The sequence below is a fragment of the Sphingomonas sp. BK580 genome (assembly GCF_014194975.1).
Classification (GTDB): Bacteria; Pseudomonadota; Alphaproteobacteria; order Sphingomonadales; family Sphingomonadaceae; genus Sphingomonas.
On record NZ_JACIAY010000017.1, the window covers coordinates 63,715 to 81,554 of the forward strand.

General features: G+C 68.7%; 14 protein-coding genes and 2 pseudogenes. 6 read left to right on the plus strand and 10 right to left on the minus strand.

The window, feature by feature from the left end; all coding sequences use genetic code 11:
* Positions 1-82: 82 nt before the first annotated feature.
* Positions 83-988 carry an AraC family transcriptional regulator gene (locus tag FHY05_RS21280; RefSeq protein ID WP_183946447.1) on the plus strand — a complete coding sequence of 302 codons (906 nt, stop codon included), beginning with the start codon at positions 83-85 and terminating at the stop codon, positions 986-988.
* Here the strand turns inward: FHY05_RS21280 and FHY05_RS21285 are convergent.
* The 3 genes and pseudogenes from FHY05_RS21285 to FHY05_RS22945 all read right to left on the minus strand — a co-directional run bounded on the left by FHY05_RS21285 (position 985) and on the right by FHY05_RS22945 (position 2,629).
* A complete protein-coding gene (locus FHY05_RS21285; RefSeq protein WP_183946448.1) occupies positions 985-1,155 on the minus strand; it encodes a hypothetical protein in 171 nt (56 codons plus the stop codon). The genes FHY05_RS21280 and FHY05_RS21285 overlap by 4 nt on opposite strands.
* A gap of 117 nt (positions 1,156-1,272) precedes the next feature.
* A pseudogene (locus FHY05_RS21290) lies at positions 1,273-1,599 on the minus strand (acetyl-CoA C-acyltransferase); the annotation flags it as partial.
* Positions 1,600-1,957: 358 nt separating this feature from the next.
* Positions 1,958-2,629 carry a J domain-containing protein gene (locus tag FHY05_RS22945; protein WP_409321853.1) on the minus strand — a complete coding sequence of 224 codons (672 nt, stop codon included), beginning with the start codon at positions 2,627-2,629 and terminating at the stop codon, positions 1,958-1,960.
* A 175-nt stretch (positions 2,630-2,804) separates the two neighbouring features.
* On the opposite strand from FHY05_RS22945, the gene FHY05_RS21300 reads away from it, so the two are divergent.
* Together FHY05_RS21300 and FHY05_RS21305 are read left to right on the plus strand one after the other, a co-directional pair.
* Positions 2,805-3,122, plus strand: a complete 318-nt coding sequence (locus FHY05_RS21300) for an antibiotic biosynthesis monooxygenase (RefSeq protein WP_183946450.1) — start codon at positions 2,805-2,807, stop codon at positions 3,120-3,122.
* Positions 3,119-4,585, plus strand: a complete 1,467-nt coding sequence (locus tag FHY05_RS21305; RefSeq protein WP_311732550.1) for a carotenoid oxygenase family protein — start codon at positions 3,119-3,121, stop codon at positions 4,583-4,585. The genes FHY05_RS21300 and FHY05_RS21305 overlap by 4 nt, the downstream gene beginning before the upstream one ends.
* A 152-nt stretch (positions 4,586-4,737) precedes the next feature.
* On the opposite strand, the gene FHY05_RS21310 is transcribed toward FHY05_RS21305, so the two are convergent.
* From FHY05_RS21310 to FHY05_RS21330, 5 genes are all read right to left on the minus strand, one after another.
* Positions 4,738-5,751: an MBL fold metallo-hydrolase gene (locus FHY05_RS21310; RefSeq protein WP_183946451.1), complete on the minus strand. Its 1,014-nt coding sequence runs from the start codon at positions 5,749-5,751 to the stop codon at positions 4,738-4,740.
* 52 nt (positions 5,752-5,803) lie between these two features.
* Entirely contained in the window at positions 5,804-6,853 is a 1,050-nt protein-coding gene (locus FHY05_RS21315) for a serine hydrolase (RefSeq protein ID WP_260181763.1), read from the minus strand.
* Positions 6,854-7,402: 549 nt separating this feature from the next.
* Positions 7,403-8,050 (minus strand): PEPxxWA-CTERM sorting domain-containing protein, encoded by a 648-nt coding sequence (locus FHY05_RS21320; protein WP_183946452.1) that lies wholly within the window; start codon positions 8,048-8,050, stop codon positions 7,403-7,405.
* A 328-nt stretch (positions 8,051-8,378) separates the two neighbouring features.
* Positions 8,379-9,728 carry a HAMP domain-containing sensor histidine kinase gene (locus FHY05_RS21325; RefSeq protein WP_183946453.1) on the minus strand — a complete coding sequence of 450 codons (1,350 nt, stop codon included), beginning with the start codon at positions 9,726-9,728 and terminating at the stop codon, positions 8,379-8,381.
* Positions 9,715-10,392, minus strand: a complete 678-nt coding sequence (locus tag FHY05_RS21330) for a response regulator transcription factor (RefSeq protein WP_183946454.1) — start codon at positions 10,390-10,392, stop codon at positions 9,715-9,717. The genes FHY05_RS21325 and FHY05_RS21330 overlap by 14 nt, the downstream gene beginning before the upstream one ends.
* 131 nt (positions 10,393-10,523) lie before the next feature.
* Here FHY05_RS21330 and FHY05_RS21335 point away from each other — a divergent pair, with 131 nt between their 5' ends.
* A complete protein-coding gene (locus FHY05_RS21335) occupies positions 10,524-11,804 on the plus strand; it encodes a TolC family protein (RefSeq protein ID WP_183946455.1) in 1,281 nt (426 codons plus the stop codon).
* On the plus strand, positions 11,801-14,968 hold the full coding sequence (locus tag FHY05_RS21340) for an efflux RND transporter permease subunit (protein ID WP_183946456.1): 3,168 nt from the start codon (positions 11,801-11,803) through the stop codon (positions 14,966-14,968). The genes FHY05_RS21335 and FHY05_RS21340 overlap by 4 nt, the downstream gene beginning before the upstream one ends.
* Before the next feature lie 200 nt (positions 14,969-15,168).
* Here FHY05_RS21340 and FHY05_RS21345 read toward each other — a convergent pair.
* A pseudogene (locus tag FHY05_RS21345) lies at positions 15,169-15,849 on the minus strand (SDR family oxidoreductase); the annotation flags it as partial.
* A 192-nt stretch (positions 15,850-16,041) separates the two neighbouring features.
* Positions 16,042-16,950 (minus strand): LysR family transcriptional regulator, encoded by a 909-nt coding sequence (locus FHY05_RS21350; protein WP_183946457.1) that lies wholly within the window; start codon positions 16,948-16,950, stop codon positions 16,042-16,044.
* A gap of 112 nt (positions 16,951-17,062) precedes the next feature.
* On the opposite strand from FHY05_RS21350, the gene FHY05_RS21355 reads away from it, so the two are divergent.
* On the plus strand, positions 17,063-17,494 hold the full coding sequence (locus tag FHY05_RS21355) for a cupin domain-containing protein (RefSeq protein WP_183946458.1): 432 nt from the start codon (positions 17,063-17,065) through the stop codon (positions 17,492-17,494).
* Positions 17,495-17,840: the final 346 nt, after the last annotated feature.

The following is a 17,840-nucleotide window of genomic DNA, read 5'->3' on the forward strand; positions in this document are numbered from 1 at the left end:
GACTGGACGGGAGCGCATCGAAGCGCGGACGGGAGCGCTCCGCTTCTCGACCGCCGACCTGCCGCCGGACGATCGAGTGGCCATGTGGCGAGACGTCGTCGGGCGCGCCCTGACCGGCTGCGAGCCGGCACCGCTCGTCGGCGAGCAGCTCGCGGTCGACTTCTCGCTCGTCCAAGGCGACGCCACCCGCGTCGGCGTCACCCGCCTGTCGAACATCCGGAACCATCGCGACCGCGCCTGCCTGCGCGATCAGGACGACGACCTCATCTTCTTCCTCCAGCTCCGCGGAGAGGGCCTGCTCGAGCATTGCGGTCAGCGCTGCCGGCTTCGCCGGGGAGAAGGCATGCTCGCGCGCTTCGACCGGACGCTCGATACGCGTTGGGTCGACGCCGACCTCCTGCTGATCCGGCTCTCGCGCGAGTCGCTGCGCGGCGTCGATCCCGGCGCCGCGATCGGCGTCAAACAGCCCGCCTCCTCCTCTGTCATGAAGCTGCTGCTCGCTTACGCGCGGACGGCGTGGCGCGACGCCGGCGTGACCGGGGCGCTGGCGCCCATAGCGGACCGCCACATCGCCGAACTTGTGGCCGCGCTATGCCTCGCCGATGCGGAGGATGGGGCGCGACGGGCACGACCCGTGCTCGCGGCGACACGCCTCGCCGCGATGCGCGAGGTGATGCGGCGCGAGTTCGCCAATCCCTGCCTGGCCATGCGCGACGTCGCCGCGAGCGTCGGCCTCTCCGAGCGCACCGGCCACCTGGTGTTCGCGGCGGAAGCGAAGTCCTTCTTGCAGGAACTTCATGATATTCGGCTGCGGCATGCCTGCGAGCGCTTACGCTCCGGGAACTCGCGCGTCATCGATATAGCATATGCGGTGGGCTTCTCGGATGCCTCGCACTTCCATCGTCTGTTCAAGCAGCGTTACTCGCACAGCCCGGCCGAATGGCGGACCCAGCGTCTGATCGGATCGAGCGTGACGAGCGACGCCTAGTCCCGCCCGCCGACGCGCAGCAGCGAGCCGGATGGCGATGGCACGTGCGTGAGGGGACATCCCGCCGTTACGTGGCCGATGAGCTTAACGTACATCTCATCCAGGTCCTCCACGTTCGGCAGCGACAGCCGGAAGCGAACGTACATCAGCACCACCAGCCGGATCACTCGAGCGACGAGTTGAAGTGAGGGAACGAGCTGGCTGGCTTGCGCGGACGCGGCAGGTCCCTCCGCTGGCTCGACGACGCCTCCTGTGCATTAGCTCTGACAGCCCCCTCGCGAGGGTCAGACCCGCCCGAGCATCAGCGCGATGCCCTGGCCGACGCCGACGCACATGAACGCCATCGCGTAGCGACCGCCGACCCGGTGGAGCTCCTCCGCCGCGGTGAGCGCCAGCCGCGCGCCCGACATGCCGAGCGGATGGCCGAGCGCGATCGCGCCGCCGTTGCGGTTGACGCGCGGATCGTCGGGCGCGACGCCGAGGTCGCGCAGCGTCGCGATCGCCTGCGCGGCGCAGGCCTCGTTGAGCTCGATCACGTCGAGTGGGTGGAGCGCCACGCCGGTGAGCCGGCCCAGCGTGCGCGCCGCCTCGATCGGCCCCGCCCCCATGACCCATCCGCGTGATCAAGGACGTCGACGTCCGCGCGATCCTGATCACCTCTAGATTGGACAGTCGTCGTGTGCGTGCGAGTGTCGGGCGGTCTATGGTCGAGAACACTCGACCTTGCCTCTAGCGATCCGGTACCTGTCGCCGACGGAAGCCTGCTCCTGGTCGCTGCCTCGCCGGACCGCGTCATAGCAAAGCCCTTCCCGGGAGAAGTCTCCGCTACACCTTCGGCTTTGACGGCAATTCGTAGACTCAGCGCGCACGCCACGCAGCTTTCCAACTGCGGCCGTTCGTTCACTCCCGCGTTTCGCCCGCTCATGGTGCCTGAACCTGCGATCTCGGATGTCGCGACTGGGCGGCATTCTATGGCGCAGGCTGTCCAGGTCCGAGTTTTGTCCGAGATGAGCTGGGAACGGCTTTCGGGGGCGCCTCAGGCACGGGATGTGCCGCGACGTCACGTCGGACCGTAGATGCCACCCCGGGGTCCTCGTAGTACAGGACCAGGATTGTAGCGATCGGTGCGGCGGTGAGGATCAGCAGGAAAAGACCCATCAGCCATTCGTTGGTCTCTAGCGGCTGCGAGAAGCTACCGTTAGGCTGCATCGACGGGTAAGGTCGCGTCGAGCGCCTGCCGGCTTTCCTGTGGTGAAACGAGCGGTCTGCGGTCGCTCGGTGAAGAGACGGCCTGATCTGCGAGCGATCATAGGCGGCGCGTGCCTCCCTCTTTCCCAAGACAGCATACGCCTCGTTGATCTCTTTCGCACGGGCAGAAACATCCACACCGTGGTTGGCATCGGGGTGATATTGACGAAGCAGCGCTTTCCACGCGGCATGGATAACGTCGCGACTTGCCGTCGTGGGCACCCCAAGCACCGAGTAATAGTCTGGTGAGTGCGCCATCCAACCCTTATCTACGGTGAATACCCGAGAAAGGGAAGTCCGCTCGCAGCGTGATCTTGCCCGGTCCGTCCTCGCTGGTCCAGAGGGCGGCTCTAGGCGCCGACCATCAGCGGCTATCGTTTCCATCCGTACCATCGTGCTTTCGGCGACACCACGCCGCCTGCCGGCGCTGACCTAAATCGGGCCGTTCAGCTCACCCGATCGCCTGCCAGTTCGATCGTTTGTTCAGATGAGGTTCCGACGCCAACGCGCTCGCATCCTAGCCCCCTCGGCCCACGTTAGACCTCTGGTTGACGCAGGAGCTTGCCCCATGTTCATCGCCATGGACCGATCCCAGGTGAGCCTCGGTGAGGAGGAGGCCGTCGAGCGGGTCTGGCTCTCGCGCGCCTCGTACCTCGCCGACGTGCCTGGGTTCGCCGAGGTCCACATGCTGCGCGACCCTGCGGCCGACGATCACGAACTGCGCTCTTCCCCTATCGTCTGGTGGTCGCGCGGCGACTGCAAAGATAGGGCGCGATCCTGGGCCTTCCACGCCGCCCATCGCGGCGCGGGTGACCACAAGCCTATGTACCTGGCGCCGCCCCGTTTCGAAGGCTCAAACCTCATGCAGACGGTCACGCCATCGTGACGGTCACTCGGCGCGCGACGTTCGCCAGCCGGGTCGAGCAGGCGATCGACAATGTCGTCGGCGCGATTGCCTCGCCGATCGTCACCCGCATCGCCGCGTTCAACAAGCGCCGCCTGCCGGCCCGCGATGCCCCGCATCCGCTGCTTACCGGCATCCACGAGCCGATGACCGAGGAGCTGACCCTCACCGACCTCGCCGTCGACGGAATCATCCCGCCCGAACTCGACGGCCGCTACGTTCGCATCGGGCCGAACCCGGCCAACGCCGACCCGCGCTCCTACCATTTCTTCACCGGTGACGGGATGCTCCACGGCATCCGGCTCCGCGGCGGGCGAGCCCAGTGGTATCGGAACCGCTGGATCCGCTCGACCGACGTCGCAGCAGCCCGGCACGTGCAGGCGGCTCCGGGGCCACGGCACATCTTCGATACCGTCAACACGAGCGTGCTGAACCATGCTGGCAGCGGCTGGGCACTGGTGGAGGCCGGCAGCACGCCGGTCCGCTTCGACGAGCATCTGGAGACGCAGCGCTACGACGACTTCGGCGGCACCCTGCCCGGCTCGTTCACCGCGCATCCACGACGCGATCCGGCGACGGGCGAGTTGCACGCGCTGTGTTACGAGGCAACCGATCCCAAGCGAGTTCGGTACAACGTCGTCGATGTCGCCGGCCGGGTGCGAAGGTCAGTGACGATCCCGGTATCGCATGGGCCGCTGATCCACGACTGCGCCATCACGCAGCGCTACGTGGTCGTCATGGACCTGCCACTCACCCTGTCGATGCGCACGGTGCTCGCGGGGCACGGCTTCCCTTACCGGTGGAACGAGAAGCATCCAGCGCGGGTCGGGCTGCTGCCACGTGACGGTGAGGCGGAGGACATCCGCTGGTTCCCGGTCGATCCCTGCTTCGTATTCCACACCGCTAACGCGCACGATCTGCTGGACGGCAGTGTCGCACTTGACGTGATCGCATACGACCGCATGTTCGCGGGCGATAATCTGGCGCCAGACGAGCAGCCTCGCGGCCTCGAGCGCTGGACGATCGATCCTTCGACCGGGGCGGTGGATCGGCGCGCGATCGATCCGGCCCCGCAGGAACTGCCGACGATTGATGAGCGTCGCACCGGCCGCCCCTACCGCCATGTCTATGCGCTCGGCCTGCCCGAACAGATGACGGAGACGCTGGTCGGTGAGGCGCCGCTCATCAAGCACGACTTGGAGGCTAACACGCGACAGCTGCACGACTTCGGGCCGGGACGGATCGCCGGCGAATTCGTGTTCGTGCCGCGCGCGCCAGATGCTGGCGAGGATGACGGCTGGCTCATCGGGCTCGTGATCGACGCCGGGGGGCGCACCACCGCGCTAGAGATATTGGATGCCCGGAAGTTCGAGGCGCAAGCCGTGGCAACCGTTCGCATCCCGCACCGCGTGCCGCCCGGCATCCATGGCGCATGGCTGAGGTAACTCGATCCACGTCGCAGCCGCTTGGTCTCTCAGACCGACGCTTGGCCGTCAGCGGACTCTCCACCGTCGCGATGAGTTAACAGTGTCTCTCGATCGAGTGCTGACGCGACGCGTCTGCTTGCCCTCGCCCCACACCGGCGTCGGCCGCGGCACTACGTCGTAGCGTCGCGCGGGTCGCTGTCGTCGGTCGCGATGTCGTACACGCCGCCGGGGTGCGCCGCGACGAACCTGCGGGGCGCTATCCCGACGGTCGAGAGAGCGGTCGCAAGCGCGAGTCGGGGCGCCTCGCGCCCCTCATCCGTCAGCTGGAACGTCCCCCAGTGGATCCCGAGCGCCTGTTTCGCACGGACGTCACGGAAGATGCGGACCGCCTCGCCGGGGTCGACGTGCTGGGCCGCCATGAACCAGCGTGGCTCATAGGCGCCGATCGGGATGAGCGCGACATCGGGGGGCGGCAGCCGCGCGCCGATGTCACCGAAGATCGCGCCGTCGCCGTAGCCCGTGTCGCCGGCAAACCAGATCGTGCCTGCGGGTGTCGTGAGGTAGTGCCCCGCCCACAGCGCCATGCGAACGTCCCATGGCCAGCGATTAGCCCAGTGATAGGCCGGCGTGAGCGTCGTGGTGACGCCGCCGCCAAGCGTGATCGCGTCCCACCAATCACCTGTGACGCAGCGCGCGTCGGGGATTGTCGCACGCACGATCGCGTCGTTGCCGAGCGGCATCGCCATCACCGGCGCATGCGCCGCGTGCAACCGCTGGAGCGTCGCCATGTCCATATGGTCGTAGTGGCAATGGCTGATCAGCACCGCGTCGATCGGCGGCAGATCTGCGAAGGCAATCCCGGGCGCGGTCACGCGCTTCGGCCCCGCCCAGGCGAAGGGGCTGGCGCGATCTGACCAGACAGGATCGGTCAGGATGTTGATACCCGCCGCCTGGATCAGCAGCGACGCGTGGCCGACCATCGTGACGCGGATGCCGGCGACGCGGTCGTTCGGAACTGCTTGGGTGACCGGTACGACCTCTGGCCATCGCTGCGCCGCCCCGCCGAGCTTCCACCGCAGCATGTCGCGTAAGCCGCGGTCGGTCGTCTCCTGCCCCGGGTTGAAGAAGCGAACGCCGTCGAAATGGTCGCTTGGCGGGCCTGAGTGATAGCGGTTCTTCGTCACGCTTTCTCGGATACCCGGAGCATCCCCTCCGCGGAAGTCGATCGTTCCCGCCTCAGGCGCCGCGCTCGGCGGCAGGAACGAGGAGATCGGAGACCAAGTGGTGAAGCGAGTCGATGTGGCCCGAGTCACGGGCCCCGTTCGGGTCCGAGGTCATGACGATCGTCAGACCCAGATCGGAGACAACATAGACCATCTGTCCGCCGTATCCCCAGGCGAAACGCACGGCATGTCCCCGCATGTCGGTGAGGAACCAGCCGAAGCCGTAGGCCTGCCCGCTCCACGGCGAGACGGTGCGCGGCGTCCAGCTCTGCTCGATCCACTTAGCCGAGACGATCCGGCGCCCGTCGATCTCGCCGCCGCGGCGGTACAGTTCGCCGAAGCGGGCGAGCGCGCGCGGCGACAAGCGCATCTCGTTGCCGCCAAAGTAGACGCCTTGAGGATCCACAGGCCACGGCGGGATCGTGATGCCGAGCGGCTCGCCGAGCCAGGCGCGAGCGTTCGCCAGCGTGCTGCGACCCGTGGCCCGCGTGAGCGCCGCTGAGAGCAGATGGGTCGAACCGGTCGAGTACAGCATGTCCGTGCCAGGAGCGGCGACAAAGGGACGCGACAGAGCGTAGCGTACCCAGTTGCTGCTCGAGACCCAGCGACCGTAGTTCTCACCCGACGTCCTCTCGAGCCCCGCCTGCATGGACAACAGGTTGCCGACGGTTAATCGCGCGAGCCGCGGATCAGGGTTGCGCGGCGCGTCCGCGCGTAGCAGCGGGAGGACAGGCTGATCGACGCCAGTGAGGATGCCGCGCTCGATCGCGATCCCGATCAGCGCCGACATCACCGACTTCGACGCCGACTTGATGTTGACCGGCCGGTCCAGCGGCGGCCCATCATTGAAGACGTGCGCCGCCATCGTCTCGCCGTCGCGCAGCACCAGCAGCGAGCGAAGTCGCGGCAGACGGCTGGCTGAGTCCACGGCCGCGCGCAAGGCTGCGGCATCAACGCCGGTTGCTCGCACAGCAACCGACGGGTGCGGAGATGCGGTCGTCGGCGCGCTGTCGCAAGCCGCGAGGGACAGCAGGCACAGAAAGGCAAACCTCATCATGCCCATGTCGGCTCGCGGCGCGACGTTGCAAGCCGGTAGAGGCTTCGCGCATCGCGCTAAGCCGAGCAGATACCGCCGGAACGTCCATTGGAAGATCGAAAGGGCAGTGATCGACTAGACGACTGCTGCTTGCAACGTGGCGCACGCGCGTCAGGTCGAAGCGCACGGACAGGGATGAGATGATGGAAACCCGAGTGAGACTCCAGATGCGCACCGCGGCCAAGGTGCTGCCTGGCCCCAGAAGCGGCCGTTCTAGGGCGCGCCCCGCCTAGCGATGCCGGAGGATCATTCATCTCGGTCCGAAGGGCTCTTTCGGCGTTCCGCGCCGCAGCAGGAAGTACCTGTTTAGCAGCGAGCAGAGTGCTAGCGTGCAGGAATGCTGACAGCGATCCCGGCATGCAGAAAGCACGGTCCGGTACCTTGGCGTATAGGTCGAGGATACCTTGAAGCTTTCGGAACGCACCGAGATTTGGCAGCTGAGGCCCAACAGCGGTCGCTCTCAGCGCCCTGCCCGCCGCTCAACTTCGGTCACCCATTTCTCGGTGCTCGAAGCTTTCAGGCGCCTCGCGAGGCCGTCCGGTTGGCCTGCATTCCTATGGCTGAGCGCTTTGCCGGCCCATGTGCGATACGAACACGAAGCCTCCTCTTGCCCGGCGCGCGAAGGCCGAGCCCAACGGCGGCAAACCCTGTCAGCATCATCGCCCAGGTTGCTGGCTCGGGTACTGCCCCGTCGACGTTCGCCTCGAAAGTCCCTGAGTAACCCGCCAGGCTCAAAGTCCCCGCGGAGGTCGAGTAGGTCGGGCGGGATATCGCCGATATGCTCGTCGGTGCGAGCGGCGCGACTGCGTCGTATCCGCTCAGTCCGGATCCGGTCACCGCCAGATTGCCGAGAACAAAAACGTTTGCGGTAGGGAATGCTTCCGCGAAGAAGCTGCCCTGTAAGTCGTAGATTCGATCGCCCAACACGGCTTGCAACGATGTTAGGCCGACGCGGGAGAAACCTGTGCCAGCGCTCAGTGCCCCGGTATCGCCGATACCGGTGAGAGTCCCGTTTTTCACGAAGTATGTTGTGCCAATCAAGCCTTCAAACAAGGCAGACACCTTGTAAACGATCGTCGCGGCACCCGCCGCAGGTGGCATGAGCGACAGCGCTGCGGCGGCGACGAGGGACGCTAGGACACGCTTGATCCGCATGACGGTCATCTCCGATGTCGTAATCCAATCGCTACACGCTACCTTGGCCCGATCCAGTTCGTGGGATACTTTCCTTACAAAGGTTCAAACTGCGCGCGGCCGATGGCCTTTCGGCACCAGCCCACAAGCGTCAGGTTGAAGGATGCGTGAGCGAGGTCGTGCCTCTCCGTGAGGACCTTGATGATCGCTTCGTCATCTGGCCCGGAACGCTTGCTCATACAGATGTGACTTGCCATGTGAGATCAACGTCGGAGGCATCGACGTCGGGGCCCCGCTGACGTCACAGGTCGGCACGTTCGCGGCCGTAACAGAAGATGTGACGTTCGTGACGCCGTTGTCATGATGCGATGGGGCAGATCAGTTGTACGCTGCTCTCCCCCTCGACGAAGTGCAGTCCAAAGCCGTGCAGATCAGCGATCCCTTTGACCAGGGCTAGGCCGAGACCGGCGCCGCGGACACCCCCTGAGCTGCGATACGCTCGCTGCGTCACAAGCGGACGCTCGCCGACGGCTATGCCTTCGCCGTCGTCCCGCACCGTGATGATCCCCGCCGTATCGCGGCAGTCGAGCTCGACCGAGACACGCCCCAGCGCGGGACCAAATTTGACCGAATTGTCGATGAGATTGGCGACAGCCTCCATCAGCAGGCTCGGATCGCCCCGCACCGCGACGCCGACGTGGACGAGGCAGACGAGCGTGACCCCTCGGTCTTCCGCCATCGGCCGGTGCAGATCACAGGCGTCCTCGATAAGCTGTCCCAGGTCTACCAGCGCGAAGCGGCTGCGGCGCTCGTGATCCTCCAGCTCGCGCAGTCGGAGCAACGCGGCGACGACGCCCAGGAGCGCGTCGATCTCGGCCAGCGCGCGCTCGATCACCGCCTCGAAGGCGCCTCGATCGCTTGCCTCGCGCAGACCCCGCTCCAGTCCGGCGCGTAGCCGCGTCAACGGGGTACGCAGCTGGTGCGCGATGTCGTCACCGATCCCCCGCACGTCCGCGACGAGTAACTGAAGCCGGTCGAGCATGGCGTTGACCTGCGCCCACAGCAGCCCGACGCTGTCGGAGCGGCGGCCGACCGGAAGCCGCTCGCGCAGGTCGCCCGCGACGATCCTTGCCGTCAGCCGCCGTACCTCGTCGACCTGGCGCGCGGCGCGGCGCCCCAGCATCAGCCCCACACCGAGCGCGAGCAGGAGCCCCGGCACCAGCGCCAGCAACAGCGAGCGCCATACCAGCCGCAGCGCCTCCTCGGCATCGTCGAGGTCGACGCCGGTGAGCAGCCGGGTACCGTCGGCCATCGCACATACCGTCAGCCGCGCGACGTCGCTGGTCCGCCCAGGCAGCTCGGTCGGTGCGACCGCGGCGACGATCGAGCGCCCCTCGCCGCTCGCCGCCGGCAGGCGCGCGACGTTACCCGCGATCAGACGGCCGTGCGGATCGAACAGCGCGAGAAACTGCTCGCGGTGGATGTCGCGGCTGAGCCGCTCGCGCAGTTCCTCGGCGCGCTCCTCCGCCGGCGTCAGCGCGAAGAAGGTGCAGTCGTCCGCCAGTCCGTGCTCGATCGCGCGGCGGTGATTGTCGTTGGCGAAGCCCCAGAAGATCGCGGTGAGAACGAGCGACTGGAAGACCAGCATCGCCGCGAGCGCGCCGCCCCAGCGCCAGCCCGTGCGCGCGACCGGATCAGTCCCGAACATCGAACACGTAACCTTGGCCGCGCACGTTGCGGATCAGCGCGGCCTCGCCCTCGCCGTCGACCTTGCGGCGCAGCCGGCCCATGTGGACATCGACGACGTTGCTGTTGGGCTCGAACGTATAGCCCCACACATCCTGCAGCAGCATCGAGCGCGTGACGACCCGCCCCGGTCGCCGCGCCAGATAGTCGAGCAGCTTGAGCTCGCGTGGCAGCAGCCCGAGCGGCCGGCCGGCGCGCGTGGCGGTACCGCCGAGCAGGTCGAGGTCGAGCGGCCCGACGATCAGCCGCGTCGCCCGCCCTTCCTCGGGGCGGCGCAGCAGCGCCTCGAGCCGCGCCACCAGCTCGACGAGCGCGAACGGCTTGGGCAGATAATCGTCACCGCCGGCGCGCAGCCCGCGCACCCGGTCGTCGAGGCTGCCGAGCGCGCTCAGCACCAGCGCGGGCGTGCGCCGCCCCTCGGCGCGCAGCGCTGCGATGAGGTCGAGCCCGTCGCCGTCGGGGAGCTGGCGGTCGACGATCATCGCGTCGATCGCGCTCTCGCGCATCGCCTCGGCCGCGCCCGCGAGCGTGGTGCAGTGGAGCGCCTGATGGCCGGCGACGGCGAGCTCGAGCAGGATCTCGGTCGCCGTGCCGGCATCGTCCTCGAGGAGCAGGATCCGCGTCACGCGCATGGATGTGCGTCCGACCGGCGCGCTGAATCAACTGAATAGCAGTTCAGACTCTGAACCGGGATTTAGTCGACGGTACCCCCACCGCGCCGCTAGCAGGGAGCGGGGCGAAGGAACGGAGATGATCGATGCGCCGTGTCGCGCCCGCAGTGCTGGGTTGCCTCTTCCTGCCCGCGCTGGCGTCGGCCGCGCCGGCGATGGCGCAGGCGGTCGCCGCACCGGCCGTCTCGCTCGACGCGCTCGCGCGCGACGTCGTCGCCAACAACCCCGAGCGGCGATATTACGAGCGCCAGATCGCCACCGCGCGGGTCGAACAGCAGGCCGCGGGTCGCTGGGCCGATCCCGAGGCGGTGGTCGAGTTCGGCCAGCGCCGCGCGCAGGACGTGACCAGCGGCGCGCTCACCGGCGAGGGCGTGACCTACGCGGTCTCGGTGGTGCAGCCGATCGAGTTCGGCGGCCGCATCGCGCTGCGCCGCGCCATCGCCGAGCGCCAGCTCGGGCTCGCCGAGCTGGGCTTGCGCCAGTTCGACGCGACGCTGGCGGCGCGCGCGCGCTCGCTCGGCTACGGCCTGTTCGCCGCCGACGAGAAGGCCGCGGCGGCGCGCACCGTGGCGACGCGGATGCGCACGCTGGCGCGCGTGATCGTGTCGCGCGATCCGGCCGGCCCCTCCCCCGTGCTCGAGGCGACCGCGCTGGAAGCCGGCGCGGTGAGTGCCGAGCGCACCGCCGCCGCCGCCGACGCCGACGCCAACTCGATCCTGTACGAGCTCAACCAGCTGCGCGGCCAGCCCTTCGCGGCGCGGCTGCGCGTGGTGCGCCCCGACATGGGCCTGCCCGCGCTGCCCGCCGGCCCGACGCTGGCCGCGGCGGCGAGCGAGAACAATTTCGAGCTGCGCGCGCTCCGCGCCCAGCTCGAGCAGCAGGGGCTGCGGGTCGATCTCGCGCGCAAGGCGCGCGTGCCGGTGGTCAGCGTCGGCCCCTATTACGATCGCGCGCGCTCCGACATCCGCGAGACCAACTACGGCGTGCGGCTGTCGACCACGATCCCGCTGTGGAACCGCCAGGCCGGCGAGGTCGCCGCCGAGCAGGGACGGCAGGCGCAGGCCAACGCCACGCTGGTCAGCGCCGAGCGCCGCGTCGCGCGCGACGTGTTCGGTCAGTCGGCGCAATATGAGGCCAAGCGCGCGGCGCTGGCGCACTGGGACGACGCGGCGCCGCGCCGCTTCGCCGCCGCGGCCGCCGACGCCGACCGCAACTATCGCCTCGGCGCGATCCCGCTCGCGACCTACACGCAGATGCAGCAGGCCTATGTCGACGCCACCACCGCGGTGCTCGACACGCGGCGCGAGGCGATCGAGGCGCTGCTCCAGCTGCGCGCGCTCAACGGCGGCGACGCGCTGCCGCGATGAGCCGGCTGCTCCGCTGGGTGACCCATCACCGCCTCGCGGTCGCGCTGATCGGTGCGATCGTCGCGGCGCTGGGGCTGTGGTCGTTCGCCAGCCTGCAGATCGACGCCATCCCCGACATCACCGGGGTGCAGGTGCAGATCAACACCCAGGTGCCCGCGCTCGCGCCCGAGGAGATCGAGCGGCTGGTGACGCTGCCGCTCGAGCGCGCGATGGGGGGCCAGCCGGGCCTGGACCAGACCCGCTCGCTGACCAAGACCGGGCTGAGCCAGGTCACGCTGCTGTACAAGGACGGCACCGACCAGCTGCGCGCGCGACAGCTCGTCACCGAGCGGCTCGCCGCGGTGCGCGACCAGCTGCCCGCGGGGAGCACGCCCCAGCTCGCGCCGATCACCACCGGGCTGGGCGAGATCTATTACTACACGCTGGAGTGGCGCCGCCCGCCCGCCGGCATGTCGCCGCAGCAGCAGCTGATGGCACTGTACGAGGCACAGGAATATACCGTGCGCCCGATGCTGCGCTCGGTCGCGGGGGTCGCCGACGTCAACTCGAACGGCGGCCTCGAGCTCCAGTTCGTGGTCGAGCCCGACCCGCGCCGGCTGACGCTGCACGGCGTCACCGCCGCCGAGCTGGCCGGGGCGGTCGGGCGCAACGTCGAGAATGCGGGCGGCGGCGTGGTCAGCCGCGGGAGCGAGCGCTTCACCGTCCGCACCGACGCGCGCGTGATGGACGCGACGCAGATCGGCTCGATCCCGGTCAAGTTCGCGGGCGGGGTGCTGCCGCTGCAGGTGCGCGATCTCGCCGACGTGGTGATCGGCGCCGCGCCGCGGCAGGGTGCGGCGACGCAGAACGGGCGCGAGACCGTGCTCGGCACGGTGATGATGCTGGTCGGGCAGAACAGCCGCCAGGTGGCGCTGCGGGTCGAGGACGCGCTGCCCGGCGTCCGCGCCGCGCTGCCGCGGGGCATGGTGATCGACCGCCAGTACAGCCGCGCCGACCTGGTCGACCGCACCATCCACACCGTCGAGCGCAACCTCGGCGAGGGCGCGCTGCTGGTCGCGCTGGTGCTGCTGGTGGTGATGGGCAGTTGGCGCGCGGCGCTGATCGTGGCGCTGGTGATCCCGCTCGCCTTCCTGGTGACCGTCAGCGGGATGCACGCGATGGGTCTGTCGGGCAATCTGATGAGCCTGGGCGCGCTCGATTTCGGCCTGATCGTCGACGGCGCGATCGTCGTCGTCGAGAACAGCCTGCGCCTGCTCGCCGGGCGCCGCCGCGACAAGGGCGAGGATCTCACCGCGGAGGAGCGCCGCGAGACGGTGGCGCGCGCCGCCCGGATGGTGGCGCGGCCGACCTGTTTCGGCATCGCGATCATCGCCCTGGTCTACGTGCCCGTGCTCAGCCTCGGCGGGGTCGAGGGCAAGCTCTTCCAGCCGATGGCGCAGGCGGTGATGCTGGCGATCGTCGCCGGTCTCGCCTGGACCTTCACCATCGTGCCGGCGCTGTCGGCCTGGCTGCTGCGCGCGCCCTCCCGCGACCACGGCGACGGGAACGCGGCCGGGATGATCGGCTATGCCCGGCGCGGCTATGCCCCGCTGCTCGAGCGCGCGCTGGCGCATCCGCTGCTGCTGGTGCTGGCCGCGCTGGCGCTGCTCGGCGGCACCGCGGTGGCGTTCCGCTCGCTCGGCTCGCAGTTCACGCCGCAGCTCGACGAGGGTGCGATCACCGCGATGGTGTACCGCCCGGTCGGCCTGTCGCTCGAGCAGAGCCTCGCGATCGAGCAGCGCACCGAGCGGGCGATCCGTCGCGCTTTCCCGCAGGTGACGCACACCTTCTCGCGCATCGGCACGAGCGAGGTGGCGACCGACCCGATGCCGCCCAACGAGAACGACCTCTACGTCTTCTACGCGCCCGAGAAGGACTGGCCACGGGGCGATGGCGAGCCGCGCACGAAACAGGAGCTCATCGCCGGGATCGAGCGCGTCGCGCGGCGCGTCTACGCCGGTCAGAACTTCGAGTTCGCGCAGCCGATCGAGATGCGCTTCAACGAGATGCTCGAGGGCGTCCGCGCCGACGTCTCGGTCAAATTCTACGGCGACGACTATGACGTGCTCGAGCGCGCCGCCGCCCACGCCAAGGCCATCCTGGAGCGGCTGCCCGGCACCGAGGGGGTGGAGTTCGAGACCGCGGGCCGGCCGAAGACGATCGTGGTCGAGCTAGACCGCGCCGCGCTGCTGCGGCTCGGGCTCGGCACGCAGGAGGTCAACCGCGCGATCACCGACGCGATCGCGGGCGCCGAGGTCGGCTTCATCCCGCACGACGCCGCGCGCCACGCGATCGTGATCCGCATGAACGAGGCGCTGCGTGCCGACCCGGCGGCGATCCTGGCGCTGCCTCTCCGCGTCGGCGACGATGGTATGGTGCCGCTGTCGCGCGTGGCGCGGCTGCGCCAGACGCGCATGGTCGAGCCGATCCTGCACGACGACGGCAATCGCCGCGCCGCGCTGATGGTCAACCTCTCGACCAGCGACCTCGAGGGCTATGTCACCCGCGCGCGCGCCGCGATCGACGGCAAGGTGGGGCTGCCGCCCGACTATCGCGTCGAGTTCGGCGGGCAATATCACCAGCTCGAGGCGGCGCGGCGCCGCCTCGCGATCGTGGTGCCGGCCGCGCTCGTGCTGATCTTCGCGCTGGTCTACGCCGCGCTCGGCAGCGTGCGCGAGGCGGCGATCGTCTATACCGGCATCCCGTTCGCGGTGACCGGCGGGGTGCTGGCGCTGTGGCTGCGCAACATGCCCTTCTCGATCACCGCCGCGATCGGGTTCATCGCGCTGTCGGGTATCGCGATGCTCAATGGGCTGGTGCTGATCGACCATATCAACTCGCTGCGCGACGGCCGCGAGGGCGAGCCGGTCGACGTCGAGGAAGCGGCGCGGCGCGGCGCGCGCGACCGGTTGCGCCCCGTGCTCTCGACCGCGCTGGTCGCCTCGATCGGCTTCGTGCCGATGGCGATCGCCACCGGCGCCGGCGCCGAGGTGCAGCGGCCGCTCGCGACCGTGGTGATCGGCGGCATCGTCACCTCGACGATCCTGACCTTACTTCTCCTTCCGAGCCTGTATGCCTGGGTCGAGCGCCGCAGCGCGGCGCGAAGGGAGAGGACGAGCCGATGAGTGACGTGAGCGGCGATCAGCGCTGCCAGCGTGATGAGCGCGGTCCCGCGTCGTCAGGCCGCGCCGCTCCCACAACGCACCGACCACGCGCTCCTGCGTGTGCACCTCGAGGGTTGGCGAGACCGCACGCACCTGCTCCGGGCTAACCGCCCTGGAAGTCGCCTGTATCATCGGTGATCTCCTCTGCTCGACATCGGCCGTCAATGCGCGGTGAAGCCGCCGTCGACGGGCAAGCCGACGCCGATGACGAAGCTCGCCCCCGGACTGCACAGCCACAGGACTGCAGCAGCGACCTCCTCGGCGCGGCCGAGGCGACCGATCGACTGGTCACGCATGATCTCCGCCATGGCATCTGCCTGGCCCGACAGCATGTCCCGCACCATCGGCGTGTCGATCGTGCCCGGGCAGACGGCGTTGATGCGGATGCCTCTAGGCGCGTATTCGATCGCCGCGCTCTTGGTCATGCCGAGCACCGCGTGCTTGCTGCCGTGGTAAGCGGCGCGCTGCGGCAGTCCTACCAGACCGCCGAGCGACGAATTGTTGACGATCGCGCCACTGCCTTGCCCGCGCATCACCCGCAGTTCGTGCTTCATCGCGGACCAGACGCCGCGTTGGTTGACCGCGACGACGCGGTCGAAGTGCTCGACCGGCTCCTCGGCTGCATTCGAGGGCGGCACTTGGATACCGGCGTTGTTGAAGGCCATCTCGAGCCGCCCGAATCTGTCAACGGTGCGATCGATCGCGGCCGCCACGCTCGCCTCGTCGGCGACGTCGCAGGAGATGCCGAGCGTGCGGGCGCCAGCTGCCGACAGGCGCTTGGCCTCCCGCTCCGCCATCGCACCGTCTCGATCGGCGAGAACTACCGCCGCGCCAGAGCTGGCGAACGCCTTCGCTGCCTACAAGCCCAAGGCCGCGCCGGTCACGAGCGCCACTTGGCGGCTGAAATCGTAGGTCGGATTGATCACGCTGGTCCTCGCCGTCGTTGCGTCGACGATGAGGTAAGCAATATCAGCCAGCCTGGAGAGCCGCCGGACAGTACAGGGCGTGATGAACCAGGCTCATCGCCGGTCGGTCTATATACCGAGCGGCTGCATCTCGCGAATGACCTCGATCAGCAGCCGCAGCCCAGCCGGCATCTGGCGTCGACTAGGATAGTAAATGTGGTAGGCCGAACCGGTCGCAACCCAGTTGCCCAGCACTGGGCGAAGCGCGCCGCTCGTGAAGAAGGGCTGCATCGCCGCCTCGGTGCCATAGGTCAGCCCGGCGCCGGCCACTGCCATCGCCATCATCGTGCGGCTGTCGTCGGCGGTGATGCGGCTCGGCACGGCGATTTCGAGGTCCCCGTCTTCGCCGGTAAACTCCCACCGGTAGATGCGATCGTCGCCGAGCCGCACGCCCAGGCATCGGTGCGTGAGCAGATCGTCGGGGTGCGTGGGCGTGCCGTGACGTTCGAGATAGGAGGGCGCTGCGGCCACCACCCAGCGGAGCTCGGCCGAGAGGCGCTGCGCGATCATGTCTTCAGGCACGGTCCCGCCGTGCCGGATGCCGGCGTCGAACCCCTCGGCGATGACGTCGACCATCCGGTTGCTCGCGACGATGTCGATCTCGAGGTCGGGGAAGTCCTCGGCGAGCCGGCCCATGGCGGGTGCCAGCAGCAGATGCGCCGCGTCCCCGACGACGTTGAGGCGGATGCGCCCGCTCGCTGCGGCGCGGAAGCGGTTGAGACCATCGACCGCGCCGGCGATCGCATCGAAGGGGTTGGCCAGCTCGTCGTACAACTGCTCGCCCGCGGCGCTCAGTGTGACCGATCTGTTGGTGCGATTGACCAGGCGCACTCCGAGGCGCTGCTCCAGCCCCTTCAGCGCGTGGCTGATCGCGGAAGCGGTGACACCGAGCTCGAGGCCCGCACGGCGGAAGCTGCGATGCCGGGCGATCGCGAGGAAGTAGGCGAGATCGGCGAGGTCGGAGCGGCTGATCTGCATGGCGGGACGTCTCCCTTCGAGAGGGTGTCTAGTTTGCTCATCACTGCGTTGACAGTGGCGCGATGATAGCGCGGTGCTTGCACGCGTTGTGACGGGAAGAAGGAGACCCCTTATGATCCTGAAGCGCGCAGGCTCGCAGCCGTCCCAACCCGGCCCCCCCGACTATTTCACCGGTACGGTCCGGATCGATCCACTCGATGCTCCGCCCGAGCCCGCCCGCGCATCGTGCGCTGCCGTGACGTTCGAGCCGGGCGCGCGCAGCCACTGGCACACCCACCCGCTCGGCCAGACCCTGATCGTGACCGCCGGCTGCGGTTGGACGCAATGCGACGGAGAGCCGATCGTCGAGGTACGCGCCGGCGACGTGATCTGGTGTCCGCCCGGCCACAAGCACTGGCACGGCGCCTCGCCAACGACGGCGATGACCCACATCGCGATCCAGGAAGCGCTCGGCGGCCGCAATGTTGCGTGGCTCGAGCCGGTCACCGACGAGCAGTATGGCGTCGGGCTGGGCGCTGCCCTCGCAGCACGCGAAGGCTTATAGCTCTTCGGTGTTGAAGAGGGCTCATCACCTCATCAACTTAACCTGCAGCAACATTGCGGCCGATCTGGCGTATATCGTTGGAAGGCAAGCGAGTCCGGCACGTCCCGAGACGCTGCGACAGTGATGATCAGAGAGACACAGTGATGGACAGTGCGCATGGTTTATCCCGCCGCGGCATACTCGTGAGCGGAGCCGCCACTGTGGCGGTCGCCGCCACGAAGAGCGCCGAAGCGGCACCACAGCCAGCGGGTGCCACCCCGACCATGCCGGTGCGCCTCACCGTCAACGGCGAGAAGCGCGAACTGGCGCTCGACCCGCGCACCACGCTGCTCGACGCGCTGCGCGA

Excerpts from the sequence above, each read along its gene's own strand:
- FHY05_RS21280 (WP_183946447.1), top strand. The coding sequence starts at position 83 with ATGTGGCGAGACGTCGTCGGGCGCGCCCTGACCGGCTGCGAGCCGGCA.
- FHY05_RS22945 (WP_409321853.1), bottom strand. The coding sequence starts at position 2,629 with ATGGTACGGATGGAAACGATAGCCGCTGATGGTCGGCGCCTAGAGCCG.
- FHY05_RS21300 (WP_183946450.1), top strand. The coding sequence starts at position 2,805 with ATGTTCATCGCCATGGACCGATCCCAGGTGAGCCTCGGTGAGGAGGAG.
- FHY05_RS21315 (WP_260181763.1), bottom strand. The coding sequence starts at position 6,853 with ATGGGCATGATGAGGTTTGCCTTTCTGTGCCTGCTGTCCCTCGCGGCT.
- FHY05_RS21320 (WP_183946452.1), bottom strand. The coding sequence starts at position 8,050 with ATGACCGTCATGCGGATCAAGCGTGTCCTAGCGTCCCTCGTCGCCGCC.
- FHY05_RS21325 (WP_183946453.1), bottom strand. The coding sequence starts at position 9,728 with ATGTTCGGGACTGATCCGGTCGCGCGCACGGGCTGGCGCTGGGGCGGC.
- FHY05_RS21335 (WP_183946455.1), top strand. The coding sequence starts at position 10,524 with ATGCGCCGTGTCGCGCCCGCAGTGCTGGGTTGCCTCTTCCTGCCCGCG.
- FHY05_RS21340 (WP_183946456.1), top strand. The coding sequence starts at position 11,801 with ATGAGCCGGCTGCTCCGCTGGGTGACCCATCACCGCCTCGCGGTCGCG.
- FHY05_RS21350 (WP_183946457.1), bottom strand. The coding sequence starts at position 16,950 with ATGCAGATCAGCCGCTCCGACCTCGCCGATCTCGCCTACTTCCTCGCG.
- FHY05_RS21355 (WP_183946458.1), top strand. The coding sequence starts at position 17,063 with ATGATCCTGAAGCGCGCAGGCTCGCAGCCGTCCCAACCCGGCCCCCCC.